The following is a 26,708-nucleotide window of genomic DNA, read 5'->3' on the forward strand; positions in this document are numbered from 1 at the left end:
GTTTTGCGGGCCTTAGGGCCCGCAATGCCTTCGGCGAAGGTATTTTTGCCAAGATGAAAGAGCGCGCGCCTATTGCGTCAGGCGATGGGCGACGCCTTCGAGAATTTTGATACAGGCGGCGAGTTGATCTTTGGCGACGAATTCGTCCGGCTTGTGGGCTTGGGCGATGCTTCCGGGGCCACAGACGACAGCATCGATGCCGATGGACTGGAAAAGGCCAGCCTCGGTTCCGAATGACACCACATCAGCACTATTGGCGCCTGTGAGTTCTGCGAGGAGATCGCGGGCGGCGTTGATCTCCATCGGCTCAAGGCCCGCCACTTCGCCAAGGGTTTCGGTGTGGATCGCGGCCTCGGGGTGGATGGCCTGCATTTTCGGCAGGAGTTCCTGCGTCGCGTAGCGGGTGATTTCGGTTGTGACGTAATCGTAATCCGTCGCCTGTACTGGCCGGAATTCCCAGTCCACTTCGGCTTTACCCACGATCACGTTGTGGGCCACCCCGCCGTGCAGCCCGCCAATGTTGATCGTGGTCCAAGGGGGGTCGAAGCGCGAGCCTTCGGGGGCACGGGATTTCAGGCCTTCGCGTAGTTCTAGAAGTTTTGAAACATAGAGCACGGCGTATTCCACAGCGTTCACCCCTGCGTTGGGATTGCTGCCGTGGCCTTCAAGGCCGGTGAAGCGCGTGGTGTATTCGCAGCAGCCCTTGTGACCTTCGATGACCCGCATCTCTGTCGGCTCTCCGATCAGGGCGATGGCGGGTTTCACAGGGGATTTCGCCAACATTTTGACCAGTGCCTGAGCACCGAGGCAGGCGGTTTCCTCATCATAGGTGAAGGCGAAATGGATCGGGCGTTTGAGATCCAGCTTTGCGAAATCGGGGGCCAGCGCGATGCAGGCAGCGATAAAGCCTTTCATATCACAGGTGCCGCGCCCGTAAAGCAGCCCGTCTTTTTCAACCAAAGTGAAGGGATCCGTCGTCCAATCCTGATCCTCGACTGGGACCACATCGCTGTGGCCCGACAGGATGACACCGCCATCGACCTCTGGTCCTAAACTGGCCCAGAGGTTGGCTTTTTTACCGGTCGCGTCATGTTGCAGCGTGACGCGGGCGCCGACCTTAGTGAGGCTTTCCTCCAGATAGGCCATCATCTGAAGGTTCGAATCCACCGAGATCGTCGGAAAGGCGATCAGATCCGCCAATGTGGCTTGGACGCGGGATAGCTTGTTCATTGGTTTTCACAAAGAGTTTGCGCGGCTGGCTGCAGAAGCATTCAGCGGGGCCTTCAGGTTTGATCAGGATGGATTCGGTGATCTCAAGGCCCCAGTCCTGCATCCAGAGGCCGGGCATGAAGTGGAAGGTCATACCGGGTAGCAGAACAGTTTCGTCCTCGGCGCGCAAGCTGATGGTGCGTTCGCCCCAATCCGGCGGGTAGCTAAGGCCGATAGGGTAGCCACAGCGTTCGCCGCGGGTGATACCAGCGGCCTCTAGCGGTACGGCCAGGGCGTTGGCGATGTCGCAGGCGCGATTGCCGGCGCGGGCGGCATCAAGGCCGGCCTCAAGGCCCATGACCAGCGCGGCCTCGGCCCGTTTGAAGGTGTCATCAGGCTCGCCCAAGAAGATCGTGCGCGACAAGGGCGCGTGATAACGGCGGTAGCAGCCGGAGATTTCAAAGAAGGTCGCCTCGCCCCCCTGAAAAGGACGGCCGTCCCACGTCAGGTGCGGCGCGGCAGCGTCTGAACCCGAGGGCAGCAGTGGCACAATCGCGGGATAATCGCCCCAATGGCCATCAGCCCCAAGGGCAGCATCGCGCAGGATTTCGGCCACGATTTCGTTCTTCGGGACGCCAACCTCGACTCGCTCGACCAGACCGTTGATGATCTTGTCCGAGATTTTCGCGGCGCGGCGCATGAAGATCAGTTCTTCTTCGGACTTGATGCTGCGCTGCCAGTTCACGATTCCGGTGGCGTCTTCGATGGTGGCGGCGGGCAACTCTTCGATCAGAGTCAGGTGTGCCTTGGCCGAGTAGTAGTAGTTCTCCATCTCAACGCCGATACGGCCGTTTTCATAGCCCAGATCCTTCAGGATGCGGGCCAGATCTTGCATGGGATGGCGCACGCGGGACTGGACGAAGTTGTCCCGATAGCCGTGCACGTGGTCATCGGACATCCAGACCGTGCGCACCGCGCCGTTCGAATCCTGACCGCGGCCCCACCAGATCGGGTCACCGTCCAACCGCACGATCACCCCTTGATGGACGTAGAACGACCAACCGTCATAGGCGGTCAGCCAAGCCATGTTCGAGGGGTCGGTAACGAATAATGCATCCAGACCCGAGGCCTGCATGGCCGTGCGAACAAGGCGCAAGCGACGCTTGTACTCTTCCGGTGTGAAAGGGATTTGCTTGGCCGTCATCACAAGTCCTCCTCGGGGTCTTACCAGATGATGTTGCAAAATATCGGCGGGCAGAGTCGCCCTAAAAACGACAAAGATCAGCACAAAGCGCCCATTTTGACCGAAAGGAGGGCAGCTCATCTGCCCAAATGTGCAGCAAAAACCTTAGGAAATCGCTTGAAATCGTCAGGGCTGGTCATAATTTATGCAGCCCACTTCGACTGTTCAGGTCGTTTTTGCGATCCATATGGTCGGGTCAAGCGCAGAAAAATGACCGTTTGAGCCGACTTGATACATCACCATGATTTTGACCCTTAGAGGCTGTTGCAAGACTCGACTGCACAAGGTTTAGTCAATGGTGAACAAGCGCAGCACCAAAAGCTGCCAATAAACACAGGGAGCCAGTTTTGGCGCAGACATCTTCTAAAGATGCGTTCGTCGAGTTCGAACGCGTGCAAAAGAGCTATGATGGTGAAACTCTGGTCGTAAAAGACCTGAACCTCACCATGCCCAAAGGTGAGTTTCTGACCATGTTGGGGCCGTCGGGGTCCGGGAAAACCACCTGCCTGATGATGCTGGCAGGGTTTGAGACAGCCACCCATGGTGAAATCAAACTGGACGGCAAGCCCATCAACAACATCCCGCCCCACAAGCGCGGCATCGGGATGGTTTTCCAGAACTACGCGCTTTTCCCCCACATGACCGTTGCGGAAAACCTCGCGTTCCCGCTTGAGGTCCGCAAGCTTGGCAAGTCCGAGCGTGAGGCCAAGGTGAAACGTGCGCTGGACATGGTGCAGATGGGGGCCTTTGGGGGCCGTCGTCCGGCTCAGCTTTCGGGCGGTCAGCAGCAGCGTATCGCGCTGGCACGCGCTCTGGTGTTTGAACCCGAACTGGTTCTGATGGACGAACCGCTTGGCGCGCTGGACAAACAGCTGCGCGAACACATGCAGTTCGAAATCACCCGCATCGCGCACAATCTGGGGATCACCACCGTTTACGTGACCCACGACCAGACCGAGGCGCTGACCATGTCGGACCGCGTGGCCGTGTTCAACGATGGCCGCATCCAGCAGCTGGCTCCGCCGGATGAGCTGTATGAAGCGCCCCAGAACAGCTTTGTCGCCCAGTTCATCGGTGAAAATAACACCCTTGAAGGCGTGGTTCAGGAAATCCGCGACGGTTTCGCCGTTGTGCGCCTGGACAGCGGCGAAGTCATCGACTGTAAGCCCGTCAACGTCAGCAAAGCCGGTGAACGCACGCTGGTCTCGATCCGCCCCGAGCGCGTCGAGATCGACAAATCGCGTCTGCACCCCGATGCGCACACCCTGAAAGCCGAAGTGCTGGAGTTCATCTACATGGGTGACATCTTCCGCACGCGCCTGAAAGTGGCTGGCCGTGACGACTTTATCATCAAAACACGTAACGCCCCCGACCAGCGCCGCCTGCAACCGGGCGAGATGATCGACATCGGATGGCTGGCCAATGACTGTCGGGCGCTAGACGCCTGAGATTTAGGCGTTACTGTTTCTAATACCGCAGCGATTCACCTCTCTGCGGCGTCCCACGAACCAGAGGGTCTGTGAGGATTAGGGTGGCAGGCCAGTCCCGGGGCCAGAACCCGACAAGAACCAACCCGGGCGCTAACAGGGAGTATAACATGAAACTCACCAAACTGATGTTGACCACCACCGCTCTGACCATCGCCGCTGGCGCTGTATCGGCGGAAATGGCCGGCTCGATGACCGTTGTGTCGTGGGGCGGTGCTTACCAGAACAGCCAGGTTAAGGCTTACGTAGAACCCTATCAGGCCATGAACGATGGTCTGGAAGTCATCACCGACGAAAGCTCGGCCGAAGCGGTGACCAAACTGCGCGCGATGGCAGAAGCTGGCAACATCACCTGGGACGTCGTTGACGTTGTCGCAGCGGACGCAATGCGTCTTTGCGACGAAGGCCTGGCGCTGGAAATCGATCCCGACACCATGCTGGCAGATGCCCCCGACGGCACCAAAGCATCGGAAGACTTCGGCGATCTGATCGTCAGCGACTGCTTCATTCCCCAGATCGTGTACTCGACCACTTTCGGTTACCGCACCGACCTGCTGCCCGAAGCTCCCACCAGCGTCTGCGACATCTTCGACACCGAAAAGTTCCCTGGCAAGCGCGCGCTGGAAAAGCGCCCGATTGGCAACATGGAATGGGCTCTGATCTGTGACGGCGTCGCAATCGACGACGTTTACACCACTCTTGAGACCCCCGAAGGCGTCGCTCGTGCATTCGCCAAGCTGGACACCATCAAAGACAGCGTTGTCTGGTGGTCGGCAGGCGCGGAAACCCCGCAGCTGCTGGCAGACGGCGAAGTTTCGATCGGTTCGACCTACAACGGTCGTCTGTTCTCGGCGATCGCCGAGCAGGGCCAGCCGATCGGCATGCTGTGGGACTGGCAGATGTTCGACCTGGACGGCTGGATCATCCCCGCCAACCTGCCCGCAGACCGTGAAGCCCGCGCACTGGACTTCGTGAAGTTCGCAACCGACACCCAGCGTCTGGCGGATCAGGCCAAGTACATCTCGTACGGTCCCGCACGCGCATCGTCGGCACCGCTGGTTGGTCAGCACGCAGAACTGGGCATCGAAATGGCGCCCCACATGCCGACCGATCCCAACAACGCACAGAACACCTTCCTGTTCAACTACGACTGGTGGGCAAGCTACCGCGATGACCTGGACGCACAGTACCAGGCATGGCTGCTGCAGTAATCTGCACCTCGGAAGGGGGGCCACGCGCCCCCTTTCCACCCCGCTTTCTTCCCGAAACTTCAAGGTTCTTGCGCCAAGCCGATTTCAGGGCTTTGCCCAACAACCTTTTCAAATGACGCCGGACAACCGGCGCTGACCTTCAACAGGGATACACATGGCTGATACATCGACGAATGGCCCGATGATGGCTGCCGACGGCACTCCGCTAAAGCAAAGTCTCGCCCGGGCACTACGACGGCAAAAACGACGGGCGCTGCTGCTGACCGCGCCGCTGCTGCTGTTTGTACTGGTCTCGTTCATCATGCCCATCGGCTCGATGCTGATGCGTTCGATCCAGAACACAGCTGGCACCGACTATATCCCTGACATCATTCCCAACGTGGTCGTCGCTCTTGAGGACTGGGACCCCCAGTCCGGCGATTTGCCGTCCGAGGCCGCGTTCAAGGCGATGGCCATCGACTTCAAGGCCGCCTTCAAGAACAAACAGCACACCCAACTGGGTCGCCGTTTCAACTATGAAACCCCCGGCATGTCCTCGCTGTTCCGCAAATCGGGCCGCGCGATCTCTCGTCTGAAGATTGAAGAGATCACCGACTTTAAGGCCGAGATGCTGGACGTCGATAAGGACTGGGGCAAGATCGAATACTGGGCCACCATCAAGGCCAACTCGGGCTATTACACCGGCAGCTACTATATGGCCGCCTTTGACGCCGAGCGCACAATAGAAGGCGTTCAGATGAAGGACCCCGATCAGCGCATTTACCAAAAGCTGATGATCCGGACCCTCTGGCTAAGCGCCTTGATCACCTTCTGTACGCTGGTTATCGGCTATCCTGTGGCGTGGCTGCTGGCGGACCTGCCCCTGCGGACCTCGAACCTGTTGATGATCCTTGTTCTGCTGCCCTTCTGGACCTCGCTCTTAGTGCGAACCTCGGCTTGGAAAATTCTGCTGCAGGAACAGGGCGTGATTAACGACATCTGGATCGCCCTTGGCTTTACCGAGCGTCTGAGCCTGATCAACAACCAGCTTGGCGTGGTGATCGCAATGACACACATCCTGCTGCCCTTTATGATCCTGCCGCTTTACTCGGTGATGAAAACCATCCCGCCAAGCTATCTGCGTGCGGCAAAGTCGCTGGGGGCCACCAACACCACCGCCTTCCTGCGCGTTTACTTTCCGCAGACCACACCCGGTATCGGCGCGGGCGCCCTGCTGGTGTTCATTCTGGCGGTTGGCTACTTCATCACCCCCGAACTGGTGGGCGGTGCAGACGGCACCTTTATCTCGAACCGGATCTACTTCCAGTTCTCGACCCTTGGAAACTGGGGTCTGGCGGCGGCGCTGGGGACCATCATGCTGGTGATCGTTCTGCTGCTCTACTACGTCTACGACAAGCTTGTCGGCATCGATAACGTGAAGCTGGGATAAGAGATCATGGCAACCACCCTTCCCACATACGCAACCTTCGGGCAGAAAATCTGGTACTACACGTTCCGCGTCTTCTGCGGTCTGGTGTTCTTTTACCTGATCTTCCCAATCCTGATCGTGATCCCACTAAGCTTTAATGCGCAGGACTTCTTCACCTTCACCCCTGAGATGCTGCGGCTGGACCCTGAGGGGTATTCGCTAAAGCACTACCGCGACTTCCTTGGGGCGAACGGGGATTACAGCTGGCTGCAAGCGTTCAGCAACTCGCTGATCATCGCGCCGCTGGCGACCCTGCTGTCGGTTAGCCTTGGGACTCTGGCGGCCATCGGCCTGAGCCAGCCGCACGTTCCCTTCAAGCGCCAGATCATGGCGCTGCTGATCTCGCCGATGATCGTTCCGCTGATCATCACCTCGGCTGGTATGTTCTTCTTCTACTCTAGCGTCAGCCTGCAGGGCACGCTGGCGGGTGTTGTGCTGGCCCACGCGGCACTGGGGATTCCCTTCGTGATCATCACCGTGACCGCGACCCTCAGCAGCTTTGACCAGAGCTTGACCCGCGCGGCAGCGAACATGGGGGCCGATCCGGTGACCACGTTCTTCCGCATCCAGATGCCGCTGATCCTGCCCGGCGTGATTTCGGGTGGCCTGTTCGCCTTCATCACCTCGTTCGACGAAGTGGTCGTGGTGCTGCTGGTCGGCTCGGCCGGTCAGAAGACCCTGCCTTGGCAGATGTTCATCGGTCTGCGTGAACAAATCTCGCCCACCATTCTGGCGGTTGCGACGATCCTCGTGGTGATCTCGATTGCGCTACTGACCACCGTAGAACTGCTGCGCCGCCGCAGCGAGCGTTTGCGCGGCATGAGCCCCGGCTAAGCCTTGGGCACATCGACAAACAAAAAGGGGAGGATACCAACGTATCCTCCCCTTTCTTTTTAAGCGTCAGGCCGAATTACTGGTTGATCGGCGACAGCAGATCGACGTTCGTGACCAGATTGCGCACCCCGTGCGCGTGATCTTCGTCAAACATGTTATCCGCATACCAAGCGCCAACAGTGTTGATGTCCACTTTGATCACCTCGGGGCGAACCGACCAAGTGACCTGAAACGGCGAGGCCTTTTCATTGTAGCTGGGGCCAGTGGTCGAACCCAGATAGGCGATCGGCGTGCCGGTGTTTTCCGGCACATTCGGTGCCTGCCAATAACCGTTCACCTGCTGGACATCCGCCAGCGTACGGAAATCGATCGCGTTTGCATCGTTGACCAGAACCATCACCTGCGTCTCAACACGCAGCTGCGGGTTGCCGGTCGAATCCGCAAGACATGCGCCAAGGGTCGGACCCGGTTCAATGTCGCTGGTGGTGTGGACAAAGTGGACCTCAATGGTCTGGCCGGACTGCAGCAGGCCATGCTCGCCAGTTCCGATCGGTGCGGCCAGCGGCGCCAGTTCGGCCTCGGTCAAATCGCCGTCATAGACGTAACCGGTACCCCAGCCTTCGCCGTCACCATTGCCACGGAAGGTCGAGAACTGACCGCCCGCGTGTTCAGCACCATCATGGAAGTGGATGTTGCACAGGTTCATCTGGCTGGCAGGAGGTGCCATCGAGAACACCCGCGGGTTGCCACCCACAGTGTAGCGCAGATCGCGGGGCGACTGGGGACCAAAGCCTGCGTCTTCTGTCGCCTCGGCCAAAACAGCGCGCTGTGCGTCGATCACAGCATCTGCCACCTCTGCATGTTCGCTGGTTCCCGCGACAGCTGCTATGCTTGCCGCAAGAAACGCCGTTACCGATAGACCGGTTGTCATGATTTTCATGGAAAACTCCCTTACATCGTTAAAGAAAATTGCAGAGCTGCAAATTTTGTCCAGCGACACTAAAGGGAAACTGTTCTAACAAAAGTTTAATATACCTTAAGAAGTAATCTTTTACCCCAATACCCTATAACGTTGGCAAAACGAAAGAAGGGCTGGCACCGCAGCACCTGCCCTTCCTACGATCCTACAAGACGCCTCCTGAGGATTACTTGGTCAGGATCAACTTGCCCTGACGGGTGATCCGAAGGGTGTATATCTGGTCACCCAGCTGGATCAGGGCCTGAGCGCCCCCGCCTGTCAGTTCCTCGGCAAGGTGCAGGGGCAGTTCGGGCGAATGGGCACTGGCGGTGCGGAAAGTCGTAGGCATCATGGTCATCTTGCGTGTCTCCGGTTGTCGGGGCGAAGGGGTTCAGCGGTCGCCAAATTCGATCCGGTCCAGCAGGCGCTCGGTATCCAGATCGACGGGCCACGACAACTCGGCAAGGATCGCCCGCACGTCGGCTGCGCGCTCGCGCAGACTGCGGGCAGTTCGGGTCTTCTGATCTTGGGTCATGTCAAAGCAATCCGTCTAAGAATGGCAACTGGCTGACCCGTTGAAGGCTGGCTGACCTAAACCTGACTTTTTTAGTCGGTTTAGTCAAGGCCCTTCCTTGCGCAAATAAAAAAGGCCCGCAGCAGCGGGCCTTTCGTGCCATCAATTCAGGCAGATCAGAGGGCGTCAACCACCGCTTCGCCCGCCGACAGAGTGCAAACTCCGGGGCTTTCCTCAACGTTCAGAAGGGTCACGGTGCCGTCTTCGACCACCATCGCGAACCGCTTGGAGCGGCCAATCAGGCCCGCGGGCGGCGCGGTGAAATCAAGACCCAGCGCCTTGGTAAAGCTGCCGTCCGCATCGCCAAGGAAGGTCAGCCCCGCCTCTTTCGCGCCAGTCGATTCGGCCCACGCGGCCATCACGAAGGGATCGTTGACCGACACGCAGATGATCTCTTCAACACCCTTTTCGGCCAGCGCATCCTTGCTGCGGATAAAGCTGGGAACGTGAGCGGTGCTGCACACACCGGTATAGGCCCCGGGCAAACCGAAAATGACAACCTTGCGGCCTTTGACCTTGTCGGCCAGCGCCACAGATTCGGGCCCTTGGTCGCCCAAACGCAACAAATTGGCCTCTGGCAAAGCCTGTCCGGTGGAAATGGTCATATCTTACCTCTCTGCAGAATTGCACTCGCAGGGATCCTGCGGTTATGTCGGTTCAATTGTCCGATGACGCTAACATAGGCGAGGTTTTCAGAATGTCCCATATTGCAGTGATAGGCGCAGGTCAGGCCGCAGCAACTTTGGTTGCGGAACTGCGGAAACAAGGCTTTGACGGGAACATCACGATCTTCGGAGACGAACCCGTACCCCCCTATCAGCGCCCGCCCCTGTCCAAAGCCTATCTGCTTGGTGACATGGCGATGGACCGCCTCTACCTGCGCCCTGCAGAATGGTACGCCGAGAACAACATCACCCTGCGCCTTGGCACTCGCGTAGATGGCATCGACACAGCCGCCAAAACCCTGCTGGTCGGGGACGAGCGCATCGCCTTTGACCAACTGGCCCTGACCACCGGCTCGACCCCGCGCACCTTGCCTGCGGCCATCGGCGGTGATTTGAACGGGGTCTACACCGTGCGTACGTTGGCCGACATCGACGCCATCGCGCCCCATGCCACCGAAGGCCGCCGTATCCTGATCGTCGGAGGTGGCTACATCGGGCTTGAGGCCGCTGCTGTCTGCGCCAAGCGCCAGATGCAGGTCACTCTGGTCGAGGCCGCCCCCCGCATCCTTGGCCGCGTCGCCGCGCCTGAGACCGCAGACTATTTCCGCGCCCTGCACCAAAGCCACAGGGTAGACATCCGCGAAGGCATCGGCCTTGCCCGCCTGATCGGCACCGACGGCCATGTCACCCAGGCCGAGTTGGCGGATGGCACCATGCTGGATGTGGATCTGGTCATCGTCGGTGTCGGCATCACCCCGAATGACGGTCTGGCAGAATCCGCAGGGATCACGCTGGACAACGGCATCGCTGTAGACATCAAGGGCCAAACCAACGTGCCCGGCATCTGGGCTGCGGGCGATTGCGCCAGCTTCCCCTACAAGGGCAAGCGCATGCGTCTGGAAAGCGTCCAGAACGCTATCGATCAATCCCTGACCGTTGCCCGCAACATGCTTGGGGCGGATCAGGATTACCTGCCAATGCCGTGGTTCTGGTCGGACCAGTATGACACCAAACTGCAAATCGCGGGCCTCAACACCGGCTATGATAATATCGTCACCCGCGACAGCGGCGCAGGCTCGGTGTCCTACTGGTACTACGCAGGCGATACCCTGCTGGCCGTTGACGCCATGAACGATCCCCGCGCCTATATGGTCGGCAAACGCCTGATCGAGAACGGAAAATCCCCCGCCAAAGAGGCCGTCGGCAACCCTGAAACTGACCTGAAGGCCTTGTTGAAATGAGGATCATCTCTGGCAGCCTGCGCGGCCTGAAACTGGCCGAGGTCGGCGAAGGTGATGCCAAGGCTCACCTGCGCCCCACCTCGGATCGCGTCCGTGAAAGCCTGTTCAACGTGTTGGCCAGCCTTGATGGGGGCATCTCTCCGGTGGTGGATGCCCGTGTGCTGGACCTCTTTGCAGGTACCGGCGCCTTGGGGTTCGAGGCCCTTTCGCGCGGGGCCGCCCAAGTCACCTTTGTGGACGAAGGGGTCAAGGCCCGCGCCCTCATCCGCGAGAATATCGACAAATGCCGCGCCATCGGCACCACCCGCCTGCTGCGCCGCGACGCCACCGACCTCAAACGCAATGACGGTGCGCCCTTCAAGGTGATCTTCCTTGACCCGCCCTACGGTAAAGGCCTTGGGGAAAAGGCCATCGCCTCGGCCCAAGACGGCGGCTGGATCGCCCCAAGCGCCTTGCTGATCTGGGAAGAAAACGCCCCGCAATCCACCCCCGCAGGCTTCACCCTGCTGGACCAACGCAAATACGGGGATACGTGGATCACCCTGCTGCGTGCCCCAGCACCTTAAAGCTCACGGCGCCACAAGCCCAAATCACCCAAATCAAAAAGCCCCGCGGTCGAATATGACCTGCGGGGCTTCTTTATTGCAAAAATACTCACCCGATCCGAAGATTGGCCAAGTCCTCAGACATCATAGGTCGGGTGGAACTTGCCCGCAGGCGACAGGGTGAAAATGTCAAACCCGTCCGCCGTCACCCCGATCGAATGTTCGAACTGCGCGCTCAGCGATTTGTCACGGGTCACAGCGGTCCAGTCATCGGCCAGAACCTTGGTTTCGGGGCGGCCCAGATTAACCATGGGTTCAATAGTGAAGAACATACCTTCTTCCAGAACCGGACCGGTGCCTTTGCGGCCATAGTGCAGCACGTTCGGCGGCGCGTGGAACACCTGACCCAGACCGTGGCCGCAGAAATCGCGCACAACCGACATGCGCTGCGCTTCCACATAGCTCTGGATCGCGTAGCCGATGTCGCCAAAGGTGTTGCCGGGCTTCACAGTCTCGATCCCCAGCATCAGGGCATCATGAGTGACCTGCAGCAAACGCTCGGCCTTGCGGGGCATCTTGCCTGCCACATACATGCGGCTGGTGTCACCGAACCAACCATCGACAATGACGGTCACGTCGATGTTCAGGATATCGCCTTCTTTCAGCTTTTTATCACCGGGAATGCCGTGGCAAACCACGTGGTTCACGCTGATACAGCTGGCGTGTTTGTAGCCGCGATAGCCAATCGTTGCACTGGTCGAGCCCGACGCATTCACCTTTTCCTCGATGATGCGATCAATCTCGCCGGTAGTCTGACCGGGGAACACATGCTCGGCGATTTCGTCAAGGATCTGCGCAGCCACACGGCCAGCTTTATGCATGCCGGCAAAATCCGCTTCCGAATGAATGCGGATACCATCTTTGGTCACGCGTCCGTCGTGCTTGGTTCTCACCGCGCTCTCCTTCTCAAACTCTGTGCTTTCCTTAAATAACTTCCGCACATTATGCCAGAGGCCCTGCATTCTAAGCACCCCCACCCGATTGAGACGCCGCGTCAACGGGCAGCGCCGCGCCAAAGCGCACGCCGCGTGTGTCAATCTCGGTGCCGTGGGCGATAACTTCGACCCCTGCCGCGCGGGCAGCGTCAAAAGCCGCGGCATAGGTGGGGTCCAGATCGCCCGCCACTTTCACCCGCCCGCAATCGGTGCGCTGGATCAGGAACAACAGCACGGCGCGGTGACCAAGCGCCACCATATCCGACAGCTCAGCCAGATGCTTGGCCCCGCGGGCAGTAACGCAATCGGGAAACTCGGCCCAGTCATCCATGCGGCGCAGGTGGACGTTTTTCACTTCGACATAGGCATCGGGCAGACCCGCGCCAGTCAGCAGGAAATCGATGCGGCTGTTCTTGCCGTATTTCACCTCGGGGCGGATCAGGTCGTAGCCCGCCAGTTCCGGCACCATTCCCGCGCTCAGCCCTTCGCCCACCACGCGGTTGGGCAGGCTGGTATCGATCCCCGCCATGTGACCGCCGTCCAGTTCGGCCAGCCGCCAGCCGTAATCCAGCTTTTTCTTCGGATCATCGTTCGGCTCTAGCCAGCAGCGGATACCGGGATCTTTCAGCCCCAACATCGCGCCGGGATTGGGACAGTGCGCACGCACTTCCTGACCGGTGTCTTCCAGCATCATATCGCTGAGAAAGCGATTATAGCGGCGGATCAGCCGCGCGGGGATCAAAGGGGTCGCAAATTCCATAGGCCAAGCTTTAGGCCCCCTGCGCCCCTTTGGCAAATCCGCACGTGCGCTATGGAAACCACCCACCCACTGCCCTAACCTCTGCCCCGAACACTGCTGAACCGGAGCGCAAAAGATGCCGAACCCCACCGCCGCCATGTTGGTCATCGGAGACGAAATCCTCTCGGGCCGCACCCGCGATGCGAACATGCACCATCTGGCGAATGAGCTGACCCACGCGGGGATCGACCTGAAAGAGGTGCGCGTGGTCAGCGACGACCATGACGCCATCGTTGCAGCAGTAAAGGCCCTGAGCGGTGCCTATGACTATGTATTCACATCGGGCGGCATCGGGCCGACCCATGACGATATCACCGCCGACTGCATCGCCGCCGCTTTTGGCAAGCACATCGATGTGCGCGACGATGCCCGCGCCTTGCTACAGGCCCACTATGACGCCCGCGGGCAAGAGCTGAACGCCGCGCGTCTACGGATGGCCCGTATCCCCGACGACGCGACCCTGATTGACAATCCTGTCAGCACCGCACCGGGCTTCAAGCTGGAGAATGTCCATGTGATGGCAGGGGTGCCTTCGGTATTCAACGCGATGGTGGCCAGCGTCATTCCGACCCTGACAGGTGGTGCACCGCTGCTGTCGCAAACCATCTGCATCATGCGCGGCGAAGGCGATATCGCGATCCCCCTGCGTGCGCTGGCCGAAGAATTCACCGACCTTTCCATCGGCTCTTACCCCTTCCAGCGGGACGGGGTTTATGGCTCGAACATCGTGATCCGTGGCACCGATGGCGTGCGGATTGATGCTGCTGCCACGCAACTGGCTGACACATTGGGGCTGTGATGGATCTGAGTTACTTTGATGTGGTTGACGCCACATGGCCGCCCGCCAAGATCACCTGCAACGGACCTTGGCTGATCCGTGAGGGCCAAGGGGGCGGCAAGCGGGTGTCGGCGGTCTCGGCCACCTGTGAGGTTAGCGCAGAGGACATCCCGCAGGCTCTGGCAGCGCAGGATGCATTGCACCAGCCGCACCTATTCATGCTGCGCCCCGTCGATCAGGCGCTGGACCAGATGCTGGACGACCAAGGATACCAAGTCGTTGATCCGGTGCATCTATACACTGTGGAACCTTCCACCGTAGCGCAGGCCCATATCCCGCCCGTCACCACCTTTGAATCCGAGACACCTCTGGCCATCGCCCGCGAGCTTTGGGCAGAAGGCGGGATCGGACCCGAGCGCATCGCCGTAATGGAGCGGGCCGCTGGCCCCAAGACCTTCCTTCTGGGCCGCACCGATGACCGCGCCGCGGGTTGCGCCTTTGTGGCGATCCACAACGGCATCGCCATGCTGCACGCATTAGAGGTGATCACCGCCCATCGCGGCAAGGGCCTTGGTCGTTACCTCATGTATGCCGCCGCCAAGTGGGCGCACCGCAACGGGGCCAAGGAACTGACCCTGCTTGTGACGCGCAGGAACGTGCCTGCCAACGCGCTATACACTTCCTTGGGGATGCTGGTTGTGGGACAGTACCACTACCGCTTGAAGGAGGCATGATGACCAAAGACACTCGTCCCACCGCGCTTGACCTGCCGATGGTTGATCCACTGCCGCCAGAAACGCAGAAATACTTTGATATCTGTCAGGACAAACTGGGGATGATCCCCAATGTCCTGCAAGCCTATGCGTTCGACATCGACAAGCTGAACGCCTTCACGGCGATGTATAATGATCTGATGCTGGCAGACAGCGGCCTGACAAAGCTGGAACGCGAGATGATCGCTGTCACTGTCTCCAGCCACAACAAGTGCTTCTACTGCCTTGTGGCCCACGGCGCGGCTGTTCGGCAGCTGTCCGGCGATCCGGCCTTGGGCGAGGCGCTGGCGATGAACTATCGCGTGGCCAATATCACCCCCAAGCAGCGGGCCATGCTGGATTTCGCAGTACAGATGACGCTGGCCAGCGCCACCATTGAAGAGGCTGACCGCCAAGCCCTGCGCGATCACGGTTTCACCGACCGCGACATCTGGGACATCGCCTCAGTCGCGGGGTTCTATAACATGACGAACCGCATGGCCTCGGCCACCGATATGCGCCCCAACCCCGAGTATCACGCGCTAGCACGATGATCCGTACTCTCTGTTTGCTTGGCTGCGTGCTTGCCGCCAACGCCGCCACGGCTCTGGAACTGCCCCTACCTGCGGGTACCGAGCAGGTGCTGTCCTTGGCACCTGCCGCAGACAACTATGCCATGCCCACCGGCCCCTACGCCCAAGGCATCGTCCCCAGCGAAGAGATCGAGGGGCTGCGTTCGGTCTCGGTCTGGCGGGCACCGCCGCAAAGCTCTTACCGAGTGATGAGCGCCTTGATCGACGGCCTGAAGGCGCAAGATATCGAGATCATCTTTTCCTGCGATACCCTGACCTGCGGCGGCTTTGATTTCCGCTTCGCGACTTATGTAGCGCCGGGGCCGGAGATGTTCGTGAACCTGCGCGATTTCCGTTTTCTGTCCGCCCGTCTGCCCGATGGTGGCGCGATGACCCTGCTGGTCAGCCAGACCAGCAACCGAACCTATGTGCAGATGGTGCAGATCAGCCCCGATTCTGTGGGCGAAACGCCTGAAACAGTCAGACCTGCTGAGCCAATCACCGCCACTCCGCAAATTTCCTACGCCACGCCCCCGCTGCAACGGATGCTGTCCGTTGGCCACGCGGTTCTGGATGATCTGACGTTCGAGACCGGCGCCTCGACCCTTGGGAAAGGGCCGTTTGCCTCGCTCGAAGTGCTGGCGGGCTATTTGAAAGAGCATCCCACCGCGCAAGTGGTGCTGGTCGGCCATACGGATTCGGTCGGGTCGCTGTCTGGCAACACCAATCTGTCCAAAGTGCGTGCACAGGCCGTACGCCGCAGCCTGCTGGACCGCTACGGCGTGCCCCCCGCACAGGTGGACGCCCAAGGCGCGGGTTATCTGGCACCCGTCGCCAGCAACATGGAAAACGCCGGTCGCGAAGCGAACCGGCGTGTCGAAGTCGTGTTGCTGAAGCAGTAAAGCCTTACCAGCTGTTCGGGCCTTTTTCCGCGAAGGCATCAACCAGAAAGTCGATGAAGGCGCGGACTTTGGGCTGGGTAAAGCGACCCGGCGGGTAAACCGCGTAGATGCCTTGTGTCTCCATTGGCAGATCGGGGATCACATCCACCACCTCGCCACGCTCCAGCGCCTCGGCGTAAAGGAACGAGGGCAGATAGGCGATACCAAGACCCGCAACCGCCGCGTTGAGCAGCGATTGACCGTCGTTGACGCTCAGCCAGCCGCCGGTGCGGATCTGACGTTTTTCGCCCGAAGGCGCGGTCAGCTTCCAGACGCTGCCATTGGCTTGGCTGGAGTAATGCAGCAGCTTGTGTTCGTTCAGATCATCAATCCGCTTGGGACGGCCATAACGCTCGATATACGCGGGCGAGGCGATCATGCGGCGGTTGGTGTCGGTCAGCTTGCGGGCCCGCAGAGTGCTGTCTTCCAGCTCACCGATACGCACGGCCAGATCAAAGCCTTCGCTGATCAACTCGACGTAACGGTTGTTCAGTACCATGTTGACGCTGATGTCCGGATAGGTGGCCAGAAAATCGCCAATCACCGGGCTCAGGTGGTTTACGCCAAAGTCGGTCGCTACCGAAATACGTAGCTGGCCCGACGGCGCCGCCTGCATGGAAGTCACTAGTGCATCCGCCTCGCCTGCATCCGTCAGAACACGGCGCGCGCGGTCGTAGTAGGCCAGACCGATTTCGGTCGGGCTGACGCGGCGCGTGGTGCGGTTCAACAGGCGCGCCCCCAGACGCGCCTCCAGACTGGACACATGCTTGGACACAGCAGATTTGGAGATTCCCATCTTTTTGGCCGCATCGGTGAACCCACCTTGGTCAACAACCGTTGCGAAAGCCTCCATTTCGGTAAGCCGATCCATAACAATCCCTCGAACTAAAATCCTCAAGGACTGTATCCCGCTGAAATTGGGCAAGAGTGGGGCCGAGGGGGGACAATATCAGGGTAAATGGATAATCGTTAGGCATATGGAAACGACAAAACTGTCGTTTCGCTACGCCCTTAGGAACCATATCTTTGCAAAAACCTCAGTTAGAGCATATTCGCAAGGCGAGTTCCTTGATTTATCGCCCGTTTGGCGTCCAATTCTGCAGCCACGTCCGCGCCGCCGATCACATGCACATTCTTGCCTGAATCTGTAAGCGCATCGGCCAGATCACGGCGCGAAACCTGCCCTGAACACAGAATGATTGTTTCCACATCAAGAACCTGCGGGTTCTCGCGGGCCTCGCCTTGGCTAATGTGCAGCCCCTCGGCGGTGATCCGTTCATAGTTCACGCCGCCAAGCATCTTCACGCCCTTCATCGCCAGACTGGCGCGGTGGATCCAGCCGGTGGTCTTGCCCAGCCGCTTGCCCGGCCGTTCGGCTTTGCGCTGCAACAGTGTGACCTGCCGGACAGGCGGCGTGGGCTGGGGGCCAGCCTCGGCCAGACCGCCACGGGTCTTTTCAGGATCGCCCACGCCCCATTCCGCGCGCCACTCTTCAAGGTGTTCGGTCGGGCTGTCATCCATCACCAGATATTCGGCCACGTCAAAGCCGATGCCACCCGCGCCGATAATGGCCACGGTCTTGCCCACAGGGGCCTTGCCTGCCAGCACATCTATATAGGACAGCACATTCGGGCCGTCCTGACCTTCGATCTGCGGATCACGGGGGGCAACGCCGGTGGCGATGATCACCTCGTCAAAGCCCTCCAGATCGGCCGCAGCAACACGGGTGTTCAGACGCAGATCAATGCCCGAGGCTGCAACCTGCGCCTCAAACCAATCCACCAGCCCGTGGAATTCCTCTTTGCCCGGAACCTGACGGGCCATGTTCAGCTGACCACCCACGCGGGCATCGGCATCGAACAACGTAACCTTGTGGCCGCGCTGATCGGCGGTCAAAGCTGCCGACAATCCCGCAGGCCCCGCCCCGACAATCGCCACTGATTTAGGCGCATCGGTGGGCGTGATCACCAGTTCGGTTTCATAGCAAGCGCGGGGGTTCACCAGACAGGTGCTGATCTTGCCGCCAAAGGTGTGATCCAGACAGGCCTGATTGCAGGCGATACACGGCGCGATGTCCTTGGACCGGCCACGGGCCGCCTTTGCCACGAACTGGCTGTCCGCCAGAAACGGACGGGCCAGACTGACCATATCGGCGCAACCGTCGGCCAGCACCTGTTCGGCCACTTCGGGCGTGTTGATCCGGTTTGAGGTAATCACCGGAATCCCGACCTTGCCCATCAGCTTTTTCGTTACCCAAGCAAAGCCAGCGCGGGGCACGCTGGTGGCGATTGTCGGAATACGCGCCTCATGCCAGCCGATGCCGGTGTTGATGATCGTCGCGCCTGCGGCCTCAACTGCCTGCGCCAGTTGCACCACCTCTTCATGGGTGCTGCCATTCGGCACCAGATCAATCATCGACAGGCGGAAGATGATGATAAAGTCATCGCCCACAGCCGCACGGGCGCGGCGCACCACCTCGACCGGCAGGCGCATACGGTTTTCATAGCTGCCGCCCCAACGGTCTTCGCGCCGGTTGGTGTGGGTCACAAGGAACTGGTTCAGGAAGTACCCTTCCGAGCCCATGATCTCGACCCCGTCATAACCTGCCTCGCGGGCGCGAACGGCGGCAGTGACGATATCTGCGATCTGCTTTTCAATCCCGTCTTCATCCAGTTCATTCGGCGGAAAAGGAGAAATGGGCGAGCGGATCGCAGATGGCCCGACGCAATCCTTGCCATAGGCATAGCGGCCTGCATGCAGAATCTGCATGGCAATCTTGCCGCCTGCCCCGTGGACGCGGTCCGTCACGATCCGGTGGTTCGCAATGTCATCGGCACTGAAAAGGCCAGCCGCACCGGGGAACACGCCACCTTCACGGTTGGGGGCCATGCCGCCAGTGACGATCAGGGACACATCGCCTTTGGCGCGTTCCTCATAGAAGGTCGCCACGCGGTTCCAGTCACGGGTCTCTTCCAGACCAGTGTGCATCGAGCCCATCAGGACACGGTTCTTCAACGTGGTAAAACCAAGGTCCAGTGGTGCCAACAGGTGCGGATAGTCTGTCATCGGTGCCTCCCCTTTGCGTGCAGGTTGGCACCAAATCCAACGCCCTGTCATCCGCAACGCCGCGTCACATGGCGCGGCGTCAGGGGCAGGGTACCGGCGGCCTTAACCGGTGGTCCGGCAGTGATGACGGAAGGCGCGTTTCAACAGGTCCAGCTCTTCGCGCAAGAGGTTCAGTTCGACCCGCAGATCGCCCGACAGCGGATCGCCTGCCATGATGGAAAACGTCTCAAGGATTTCATCCGTGGTCACATCGCGGATGATAAAGGTCTGCACCCCGTCCGAGATCTTTTCAGCCGGAATCGGAACCCGCAGCAACCAGTCGCCATCCTGCGGCGAAACGCTAACCCCGTCTACGGGCTGGCCCAGATGGGTCACCTCGATCGAGGGGCCGCCGTCCTCAGAAGTCGAGCAGCTAAGAACACCATGCCACACGCCTTCAAGGATGCGAGTCTTGGTCAAGGTCACGTTCATCATTGCACAAGCTCCAAGTTACAGTTCGGCGCGCGGGCGGCGGCAGAAGGTCAGATCGCGAATTGTGATCTGGTTCATCCGCGCCCGCTCAAAGATCAGATCGACCCAGGCGCTTTCCAGCCGCTTTTCGTTAATATTGCTATAGCCAAGATCGAATTCCACCGTGTCCGAGCCTGAACGCAAATCAACCTCACGGACGATCTGTTCATTGTTGGGGCCGTGGCGGACATTCAGGCGGGCGAACAGCTCGATCGGTTCTTCGGTTTCGACGGTGATGTCCATACGCACAAGGTGTTTGCGGCGCAGTCCTTTCAAAGCCTCATCGGGCAGGGCCACCGCAATCGACAGAAAGCTGCCGTCAAAGTCATAGACTTCCATACGGACGCTGAAGGGGGCCATGTCCTCTTCGCGGCTGTTGCGGAACTGGCGCAACACCAGCTCGCTTCGGGGACAGTCGTGGAACACCTTGGCCTCATCACTGAAGGCATCCCCGTTGCGGGCACCGACCATCCCTTTATGGTGGATCGGACGGCGCCACAGCATCGGACGCCATGCCCAATCCGCATCGCGTGGACGCGAAAATATCTCGGACCCGATGTGGGGCAGGGCCAGACGCTGGTCAGCCGCAGCGATCACCTCGGCCAACTGATAATCCAGCAGTTCCGCCCGTGTCCGCTGACGCCGCAAACGAGACAATTCGGTGGTCTCTGCATGGCGTGCCACATCCCGCCAGCGCTTTAGCGTGCGCCGAAAGAAAAGCGCGTTCATCACACGTCTTAGCTTAGCCATTTCTCAGTCCGATCCCGCGTTCCATTGTTCTCTTTATCGGGAAAGTCTTTGAGAAAACAAATCCCTAATCCCGAAAATCATCAAGAAATCCGAACATTCTCAACTAGCACAACGATTTACGCAAAACCGGACAGACATTGTCCGAAACTTATGATGCCGATCCGGCAACAACTGCGGCGGCGGCGCTTGTTTTCGTGGCGCTGATCCCGCCCATCAGACGCAGCAGAATCGAACGGCCCGCATCGCCCGCCGCAGGGGCCCCTTGCCGCGCATAGAGCGCGATCGAGACCAGCCGCCCGTTTACAACCTTGGCTGCCCGCCAATAACGGGGATCGCCCCCCGGCACCACACGGCGTCCGCCTTCACCCAAATGGACAATAGCCACGTCGCCGCGCATTTCCTTGGACAGGATTTTACCCCCATCCAACGCCTTGACCAGCGCATCCAGCGTGATCGCATCCGCACCCACCTGCGCCCCGATCGAGACGGTCATGATCGCGGGCGATGCCTCGCTGCTGGACAGGGCCTGACAACTGGCGACCAGCGCGAATGCACCCAATTCACGGCTGTCCTTCGTATGGGCCAGATCAACGCAATAAGACGGCGGCGCTTTGATCTGCATCGTGCCGTCTGCAATCACCACGGCCCGCGGCGTAAGCGCCGTCCCGCCCGTCTCGACGCAGGCCGACAGACCAAACGCAATCAGACATATGCCAAGTAAATAACGCACAGGTTCCCCCAAACCCTGCGCCCGCATACTTTAGTTAAAGTTGTGCGGACCCAAACAGCACACTCCGGCCCCAAAGTGGCATCCGGCCTGCATTACCGACCAAACGAAGGCCCTTTTGGCAACCCAAAAGTTATCTGAATGAGACTTTCTGCCACAAATTTTGAAAGTTTGGCCTTCGCTTCACTGCTGACAGGCAGGAAATTCGGTATCACTCCGCCTCACAGACCGCAGGGTTTTCGGTGCGCGGCGATCATGTCCGATTGTGCTTGGCCCTGTCGCTGCTAATACTGGCACCATGGCCCCTGCGCACCCCTATACCCCTCATGATGCCCTTGCCCGCAATGCCGCAACCCGCCCCGAGCCGTGGCGGCTGCCGATTGGCATGATGGTCATGCTTGTGGCAGGCTTCGGGTTGGGCTCGTTCTATTGGACCATCCTTCAGGGCCTGACCCTGCCCCTTGGTTATGATCTACAGGCCGAGGCTGAAAGCGGCCAAAGCGCAGCAGGCATGTTAGCCTTGCTGTTCAGCTTTGCGACAATGGCCGGAGGGCTGGCCTTGGCGCTGGCTCTGGTCCACGGGCGCAGGTTGCTGGACCTGCTTGGTCCGCTGGATCTGTGCTGGCGGCAGTTCCGCCGCGTGGCTCTGTATCTGGTCGTGCTGCAACTGGTCATCGCCATTCTGCCACCGTGGTCCCAAGACACCGAACTGGTGCGCAATCTGGGTACAAACGCTTGGCTTGCCCTGCTGCCCTTCGCAGTCATCGCCATCGGCGTTCAGATCGCCACCGAAGAGATGATCTTTCGCGGTTACCTGCAACAGCATCTGGCTGCCCGCTTCGCGCGCCCTGCGGTCTGGATCTCTGTGCCTGCCATTCTGTTCGGGCTTGGGCATTATACTCCGGGCACTCTGGGCGACAACGCAATGCCTGTGGCAATCTGGGCGGCACTGTTTTCGCTGGCGGCCTCGGACCTGACCGCGCGGGCTGGCACTTTAGGGCCAGCGCTGGCGCTGCATATGGTAAACAACGGCTTTGCCATCCTGATCCTGTCCTATCAGGGCAACCTGTCGGGGTTGTCCCTCTACACCCTGCCCCACGACATGTCCGAGGCCGAAAGCATCCGCGCCGCTCTGCCAGTGGACCTACTTTCGCTGCTGGTGTCATGGCTGTGCGCTCGGATCGCCCTTCGCAGATGAACCAGTACGCCCCGCATCTCGCGTTTATCGCCCCTGCGAAGCCCCGCAGCACTCTTTGGACCTTGGTCATCGGCTACGCCCTGATCGAGGCCGCCTATTATGTGGCCCGCGGGGCCACCGGCCTTTTTGTGACGCTGATCGGCGAGTTGATCGGCTATCCCGCGCTGATCGACGGCTATGAGTGGGGCCAGAACTATCCCGGACTACTGATCGAGCTGGCCTCGTTCTCATTTCTCATCGGGGCGACAGTGTTCATCACATGGGCGCATCACAGCCGCAGTGGCTGGACCTTGCTGGGTGACCTGACAGGCTTTGGCCCAACGGTGATAAAAGTCACAACCGGCTGCCTGCTGGTCTTTGTCGCCACGGAACTGGCCCCGCCGTTCTACAGCTATGAGGGGGCCGAGTTTCAGTGGCTACGGCTGGTGTTGCTGCCCCTATCTGTCGCCGCGCTGTTAATACAGGTGACCGCCGAAGAGATGCTGTACCGTGGGTATCTGCAGCAGCAACTGGCCGCGCGGTTCCAGAATCCGATCATCTGGATGGTCGCCGTGAACCTGCTGTTCGGCCTTGCCCATTTCGATCGCGACGCAGATTTGGTCTATGCCATGCAATATGTGGTATGGGCGTTTGTCTTTGGGATGGCCGCCTCTGACCTGACCGCCCGCACCGGCAGTCTGGCCGCCGCCATCGGTTATCATCTGGCCAATAACCTGTTCGCCTTCATGTTCTGGGCCGAAGAGGGTGTTGATTCCGGCCTTGCCCTGCTGCTGTTCCCCGCGTTTGATGCCCATAGCGATGAGGGCATGGCTATGCCGTGGTTCGACCTTTACTACGCCTCAGAGCTTGCCATGCCGGTGGTCCTGTGGCTTGCCGCCCGCATAGTGATACGCCGCTGATTGCATTCTCTGGCCCATCGCCTTATCTGTGCGCCATTGCCGCACTTGGCCCAGAGGTAAGCGATGAACTGGATCACAAACTACGTCCGCCCGACCATCAACTCGTTCTTCTCGCGTCGCGATACGCCAGAGAACCTGTGGACCAAATGTGAATCCTGCGGGACGATGCTGTTCCACCGCGAACTGAGCGACAACCAGAACGTCTGCACAAGCTGTGGTCACCACATGGCGATCACCCCGCGTGACCGCTTCAAGCACCTTTTCGACGGCGGCACCTTTGCCGAGATTGACGTGCCCGAGCCGATCACCGATCCGCTGCACTTCCGCGATCAGAAGAAATACCCCGACCGCATGAAGGCGGCCCAGAAAAAGACCGGCGAGAAAGAAGCCATGCTGGTCGCTGAAGGCGAAATCGGCCGTACCCCCATCGTGGCGGCGGCGCAGGACTTTACCTTCATGGGTGGCTCGATGGGCATGTATGTGGGCAACGCGATCATCGCGGGTGCCGAACGTGCTGTCGCTACTGGCAAGCCTTTCGTACTGTTCTCGGCCGCAGGTGGCGCGCGCATGCAGGAAGGCATCCTGAGCCTGATGCAGATGCCCCGCACCACTGTTGCGGTGCAGATGCTGAAAGAAGCAAACCTGCCCTATATCGTCGTACTGACCCACCCCACCACGGGCGGCGTCACCGCGTCCTATGCCATGCTTGGCGACATCCAGATCGCAGAACCCAACGCGCTGATCTGCTTTGCCGGTCCCCGCGTGATCGAACAGACCATCCGTGAAAAGCTGCCCGAAGGGTTCCAGCGCGCCGAATACCTTCTGGATCACGGGATGCTGGACCGCGTGACCCCGCGCACCCAGCTGCGCGAAGAGTTGATCACCATCACCCGCATGCTGATGGGCCAATCGCCCGTTGTGGCCGGTGACCTTCCCGCGCCTGCCCCCGTCGCAGAGGCAGAGGAAGCGCCCGCAACAACACCGGACGCCGAGCCGAAATGACCCAGACAGGTTCCGACGCCATCCTTGAGCGGATGATGGCCTTGCACCCCAAGGTCATTGACCTGACCTTGGACCGCGTCTGGCGCCTGCTTGAGGCATTGGACAATCCTCAAAACGCCATGCCGCCTGTCATCCACCTGGCGGGCACCAACGGTAAAGGCAGCACGCAGGCCATGATCCGCGCGGGCCTTGAGGCAATGGGCAAGCGTGTCCATGCCTATACCTCGCCGCATCTGGCCCGCTTTCATGAACGCATCCGTCTGGCCGGAGAGCTGATCTCGGAAGAGGCCCTGACCGCCTTTCTGGATGAGTGCTACGCCAAGAACGGCGGCGAAAATATCACCTACTTTGAAATCACCACCTGCGCGGCTCTTTTGGCATTTGCGCGGACACCGGCGGATTACACCCTGCTTGAGGTGGGTCTTGGCGGGCGTCTGGACGCCACCAATGTGATCGACAAGCCCGCAGTGACCATCATCACCCCCGTCGATCTGGACCACCAGCAATTCCTTGGCGAAACGCTGGCCGAGATCGCAGGCGAGAAAGCCGGTATCATCAAGCGTGGCGTTCCTTGCGTGGTCGGTCCGCAAAAGCCCGAAGGCCTTGAGGTCATTGAAGCCCGCACCGAACGTCTTGGCGCCCCCCTGCTGGCCTATGGACAGCAGTGGCATGTCGGCACCGAGAATGGCCGCCTGATCTATCAGGACGAACAGGGCCTACTGGATCTGCCCCAGCCCAACCTGCCCGGTCCGCACCAGATCATGAACGCTGGCGCCGCACTGGCTGCTCTGCGCCATCTGGGTGCAGATGAGGCCGCCTGTGAGGCTGCTGTGACCAAAGCCTTCTGGCCCGCACGGATGCAGCGCCTAAAAACCGGCCCGCTAGTCGAGGCAGCAGGTGACAGTGATCTATGGCTGGACGGCGGTCATAACCCCGCAGCAGGCGAGGCGATTGCCGCCACACTGGCCCAGATGCCCAAGCGCGAAACCCATCTGATCTGCGGCATGCTGAACACCAAGGATATCGGCGGCTATCTGCGCCCGCTGGCCCCTCATGTGGCCAGCCTGCACGCAGTCTCGATCCCTGGCGAGGCGAATACACTGCCCGCGGATGTGACGGTTGCGGCAGCGACAAAAGCGGGCATCCCTGCCCATGAGGCCCACTCGGTCAACGAAGCCCTTGCGACCATCCGCGCACAAAACAAAGAGAGCCGCATTTTGATCTGCGGCTCCCTCTATCTTGCGGGCAATATACTGCGGTCGAACGGCTGAACCTTAGTAGGCCAACCGGCGGGCAGCGCGTTTCGGGGCAGCAACGATCGCGGCCAGAATTTCGGTTTCGGTCGCGGGCAATGTGATGATGCTGCCCGACGGCAGGTATTCCCGTGCGACGGACAGGTTTCCTGCATTGGGACGGGTCAACAGCACTGCTCCCGGCGCGGCCGAGATCACATGCGGCAGCAGAACCTCTGCGATCTCGCGGGTGGTTCCGCGACCTTCCAAGCACAGAACAACCGACTGGAACGCCATACCGGATCGCAGCAGCATCGACAGGCCCACAGACAGGCTGTCAGCGCCGGCCACCTGATATCCGTGGCCGGTCAACATCTCTGTCATGACGCCCAAAGCCTCGGCCTTGTCTGTGATCAACAGAACCGGAAGCGCCGGCGTCGCGCCAGTCGCCTTACGATGGGCATTCGCCCAAGATCGGCGTGCGTCATTCGCGACCAAATGGTTTGGCGCGGTGGTACGTTCAAAACAAATTCCGCCTGCCGCGTTCGCGACGAAGGTCAGACCCGACACATCTCCAAAAGGGATATATCCGCAGGCCCGATAGATAGGCAAAAGTCCAATTGTTGTGTCTTCGGTCTCCATGAGATCAACCCCAGGCATCCAAATTTATACCAATCACCATATTATTTAATCTAACGGACAAATAGACGGTCTTACGTATGCTTTAATATCCAAATGGGTATCTCCTATATCCTACACTCTGTTTGCACCTTTTTTCTTAAGGAAACAAAGCCTATCCGAAAGGCCCGAGTCGGTCGTCGATTAGTAAATATTAGTTACACATTGAGACTTCAGGTCCGCTTCGGACCTATCATGTTTCCCAAAGTCAAGGCATTCCTCATTTCTCTGCGGGGCAGAAATTAACAGTAGTTCCTATACGTTAGCCGCGAAAACTTCCGTCGTGCATTTTTGAAATGACGGGATTGCAGTACAGATTCGCCATTCTTGAAAGGATAGCCCTGCTGTGAGTCGCCCGCACAACGCAAAACGTC

27 protein-coding genes and 1 pseudogene are annotated in these 26,708 nt (G+C 59.7%); 14 read left to right on the top strand and 14 right to left on the bottom strand.

What is annotated here, in order from left to right:
• Window positions 1-69: 69 nt before the first annotated feature.
• The gene (argE, locus tag CLV74_RS15730) at window positions 70-1,230 is read right to left on the bottom strand and encodes an acetylornithine deacetylase (RefSeq protein WP_106266627.1); all 1,161 of its coding nucleotides are present in this window, start codon (window positions 1,228-1,230) and stop codon (window positions 70-72) included.
• Window positions 1,118-2,413, bottom strand: coding sequence for a M24 family metallopeptidase (locus tag CLV74_RS15735; protein ID WP_106266629.1), 1,296 nt, complete (start codon window positions 2,411-2,413; stop codon window positions 1,118-1,120). The genes argE and CLV74_RS15735 overlap by 113 nt, the downstream gene beginning before the upstream one ends.
• A 386-nt stretch (window positions 2,414-2,799) precedes the next feature.
• On the opposite strand from CLV74_RS15735, the gene CLV74_RS15740 reads away from it, so the two are divergent.
• From CLV74_RS15740 to CLV74_RS15755, 4 genes and pseudogenes are all read left to right on the top strand, one after another.
• Window positions 2,800-3,900, top strand: coding sequence for an ABC transporter ATP-binding protein (locus tag CLV74_RS15740; protein WP_106266631.1), 1,101 nt, complete (start codon window positions 2,800-2,802; stop codon window positions 3,898-3,900).
• A 149-nt stretch (window positions 3,901-4,049) separates the two neighbouring features.
• Complete coding sequence (locus CLV74_RS15745) at window positions 4,050-5,150, top strand: extracellular solute-binding protein (RefSeq protein WP_106266633.1); 1,101 nt, start codon at window positions 4,050-4,052, stop codon at window positions 5,148-5,150.
• A 154-nt stretch (window positions 5,151-5,304) separates the two neighbouring features.
• Complete coding sequence (locus CLV74_RS15750; protein WP_106266635.1) at window positions 5,305-6,579, top strand: ABC transporter permease; 1,275 nt, start codon at window positions 5,305-5,307, stop codon at window positions 6,577-6,579.
• A gap of 18 nt (window positions 6,580-6,597) precedes the next feature.
• Window positions 6,598-7,452: pseudogene (locus CLV74_RS15755) on the top strand (ABC transporter permease); the annotation flags it as partial.
• Window positions 7,453-7,528: 76 nt separating this feature from the next.
• Here the strand turns inward: CLV74_RS15755 and CLV74_RS15760 are convergent.
• The 4 genes from CLV74_RS15760 to CLV74_RS15770 all read right to left on the bottom strand — a co-directional run bounded on the left by CLV74_RS15760 (window position 7,529) and on the right by CLV74_RS15770 (window position 9,589).
• Window positions 7,529-8,392, bottom strand: coding sequence for a delta-class carbonic anhydrase (locus CLV74_RS15760; protein WP_245888570.1), 864 nt, complete (start codon window positions 8,390-8,392; stop codon window positions 7,529-7,531).
• A gap of 205 nt (window positions 8,393-8,597) precedes the next feature.
• On the bottom strand, window positions 8,598-8,762 hold the full coding sequence (hemP, locus tag CLV74_RS15765; RefSeq protein WP_106266835.1) for a hemin uptake protein HemP: 165 nt from the start codon (window positions 8,760-8,762) through the stop codon (window positions 8,598-8,600).
• Window positions 8,763-8,801: 39 nt separating this feature from the next.
• Window positions 8,802-8,945: a hypothetical protein gene (locus CLV74_RS22865; protein WP_170108076.1), complete on the bottom strand. Its 144-nt coding sequence runs from the start codon at window positions 8,943-8,945 to the stop codon at window positions 8,802-8,804.
• 155 nt (window positions 8,946-9,100) lie between these two features.
• The gene (locus CLV74_RS15770) at window positions 9,101-9,589 is read right to left on the bottom strand and encodes a peroxiredoxin (protein ID WP_106266639.1); all 489 of its coding nucleotides are present in this window, start codon (window positions 9,587-9,589) and stop codon (window positions 9,101-9,103) included.
• 92 nt (window positions 9,590-9,681) lie between these two features.
• Here CLV74_RS15770 and CLV74_RS15775 point away from each other — a divergent pair, with 92 nt between their 5' ends.
• A complete protein-coding gene (locus CLV74_RS15775) occupies window positions 9,682-10,890 on the top strand; it encodes an NAD(P)/FAD-dependent oxidoreductase (protein ID WP_106266837.1) in 1,209 nt (402 codons plus the stop codon).
• On the top strand, window positions 10,887-11,456 hold the full coding sequence (gene rsmD / locus CLV74_RS15780) for a 16S rRNA (guanine(966)-N(2))-methyltransferase RsmD (protein WP_106266641.1): 570 nt from the start codon (window positions 10,887-10,889) through the stop codon (window positions 11,454-11,456). Before CLV74_RS15775 ends, rsmD begins: the two co-directional genes overlap by 4 nt.
• Window positions 11,457-11,572: 116 nt before the next feature.
• Here the strand turns inward: rsmD and map are convergent, their stop codons facing one another.
• Both map and sfsA read right to left on the bottom strand, forming a co-directional pair.
• Window positions 11,573-12,388, bottom strand: coding sequence for a type I methionyl aminopeptidase (gene map, locus CLV74_RS15785; RefSeq protein WP_106266643.1), 816 nt, complete (start codon window positions 12,386-12,388; stop codon window positions 11,573-11,575).
• Between the two features lie 70 nt (window positions 12,389-12,458).
• Window positions 12,459-13,190 carry a DNA/RNA nuclease SfsA gene (gene sfsA / locus CLV74_RS15790; protein ID WP_106266645.1) on the bottom strand — a complete coding sequence of 244 codons (732 nt, stop codon included), beginning with the start codon at window positions 13,188-13,190 and terminating at the stop codon, window positions 12,459-12,461.
• 115 nt (window positions 13,191-13,305) lie between these two features.
• Here sfsA and CLV74_RS15795 point away from each other — a divergent pair, with 115 nt between their 5' ends.
• From CLV74_RS15795 to CLV74_RS15810, 4 genes are read left to right on the top strand one after another with little or no spacing between them, the layout of a single operon-like run.
• Window positions 13,306-14,028, top strand: a complete 723-nt coding sequence (locus CLV74_RS15795; RefSeq protein ID WP_106266647.1) for a competence/damage-inducible protein A — start codon at window positions 13,306-13,308, stop codon at window positions 14,026-14,028.
• Entirely contained in the window at window positions 14,028-14,741 is a 714-nt protein-coding gene (locus tag CLV74_RS15800) for a GNAT family N-acetyltransferase (RefSeq protein ID WP_106266649.1), read from the top strand. Before CLV74_RS15795 ends, CLV74_RS15800 begins: the two co-directional genes overlap by 1 nt.
• A complete protein-coding gene (locus CLV74_RS15805; RefSeq protein WP_106266651.1) occupies window positions 14,741-15,313 on the top strand; it encodes a peroxidase-related enzyme in 573 nt (190 codons plus the stop codon). The genes CLV74_RS15800 and CLV74_RS15805 overlap by 1 nt, the downstream gene beginning before the upstream one ends.
• A complete protein-coding gene (locus tag CLV74_RS15810) occupies window positions 15,310-16,233 on the top strand; it encodes an OmpA family protein (protein ID WP_106266653.1) in 924 nt (307 codons plus the stop codon). The genes CLV74_RS15805 and CLV74_RS15810 overlap by 4 nt, the downstream gene beginning before the upstream one ends.
• A gap of 4 nt (window positions 16,234-16,237) precedes the next feature.
• Here CLV74_RS15810 and CLV74_RS15815 read toward each other — a convergent pair whose 3' ends face one another.
• From CLV74_RS15815 to CLV74_RS15835, 5 genes are all read right to left on the bottom strand, one after another.
• Window positions 16,238-17,143, bottom strand: coding sequence for a LysR family transcriptional regulator (locus tag CLV74_RS15815; protein WP_106266655.1), 906 nt, complete (start codon window positions 17,141-17,143; stop codon window positions 16,238-16,240).
• Between the two features lie 170 nt (window positions 17,144-17,313).
• Window positions 17,314-19,338, bottom strand: a complete 2,025-nt coding sequence (locus tag CLV74_RS15820) for an NADPH-dependent 2,4-dienoyl-CoA reductase (RefSeq protein ID WP_106266658.1) — start codon at window positions 19,336-19,338, stop codon at window positions 17,314-17,316.
• 102 nt (window positions 19,339-19,440) lie between these two features.
• Complete coding sequence (locus tag CLV74_RS15825; protein WP_106266660.1) at window positions 19,441-19,812, bottom strand: hypothetical protein; 372 nt, start codon at window positions 19,810-19,812, stop codon at window positions 19,441-19,443.
• 15 nt (window positions 19,813-19,827) lie between these two features.
• Window positions 19,828-20,598, bottom strand: coding sequence for a DUF6478 family protein (locus CLV74_RS15830; protein WP_106266662.1), 771 nt, complete (start codon window positions 20,596-20,598; stop codon window positions 19,828-19,830).
• 148 nt (window positions 20,599-20,746) lie between these two features.
• On the bottom strand, window positions 20,747-21,328 hold the full coding sequence (locus tag CLV74_RS15835; RefSeq protein ID WP_146134968.1) for a hypothetical protein: 582 nt from the start codon (window positions 21,326-21,328) through the stop codon (window positions 20,747-20,749).
• Window positions 21,329-21,590: 262 nt separating this feature from the next.
• On the opposite strand from CLV74_RS15835, the gene CLV74_RS15840 reads away from it, so the two are divergent.
• From CLV74_RS15840 to CLV74_RS15855, 4 genes are all read left to right on the top strand, one after another.
• Window positions 21,591-22,523 carry a CPBP family intramembrane glutamic endopeptidase gene (locus tag CLV74_RS15840; RefSeq protein WP_245888571.1) on the top strand — a complete coding sequence of 311 codons (933 nt, stop codon included), beginning with the start codon at window positions 21,591-21,593 and terminating at the stop codon, window positions 22,521-22,523.
• Entirely contained in the window at window positions 22,520-23,422 is a 903-nt protein-coding gene (locus tag CLV74_RS15845) for a CPBP family intramembrane glutamic endopeptidase (RefSeq protein ID WP_170108077.1), read from the top strand. Before CLV74_RS15840 ends, CLV74_RS15845 begins: the two co-directional genes overlap by 4 nt.
• Window positions 23,423-23,485: 63 nt before the next feature.
• Complete coding sequence (accD, locus tag CLV74_RS15850; RefSeq protein ID WP_106266671.1) at window positions 23,486-24,424, top strand: acetyl-CoA carboxylase, carboxyltransferase subunit beta; 939 nt, start codon at window positions 23,486-23,488, stop codon at window positions 24,422-24,424.
• Window positions 24,421-25,695 (top strand): bifunctional folylpolyglutamate synthase/dihydrofolate synthase, encoded by a 1,275-nt coding sequence (locus CLV74_RS15855; protein WP_106266673.1) that lies wholly within the window; start codon window positions 24,421-24,423, stop codon window positions 25,693-25,695. The genes accD and CLV74_RS15855 overlap by 4 nt, the downstream gene beginning before the upstream one ends.
• 3 nt (window positions 25,696-25,698) lie before the next feature.
• Here CLV74_RS15855 and CLV74_RS15860 read toward each other — a convergent pair whose 3' ends face one another.
• Window positions 25,699-26,226, bottom strand: coding sequence for a hypothetical protein (locus tag CLV74_RS15860; protein WP_146134969.1), 528 nt, complete (start codon window positions 26,224-26,226; stop codon window positions 25,699-25,701).
• Between the last annotated feature and the right edge of the window lie 482 nt (window positions 26,227-26,708).

Origin of the sequence: Donghicola tyrosinivorans, assembly GCF_003003355.1 — a bacterium.
In the GTDB taxonomy this organism is placed as follows: domain Bacteria; phylum Pseudomonadota; class Alphaproteobacteria; order Rhodobacterales; family Rhodobacteraceae; genus Donghicola; species Donghicola tyrosinivorans.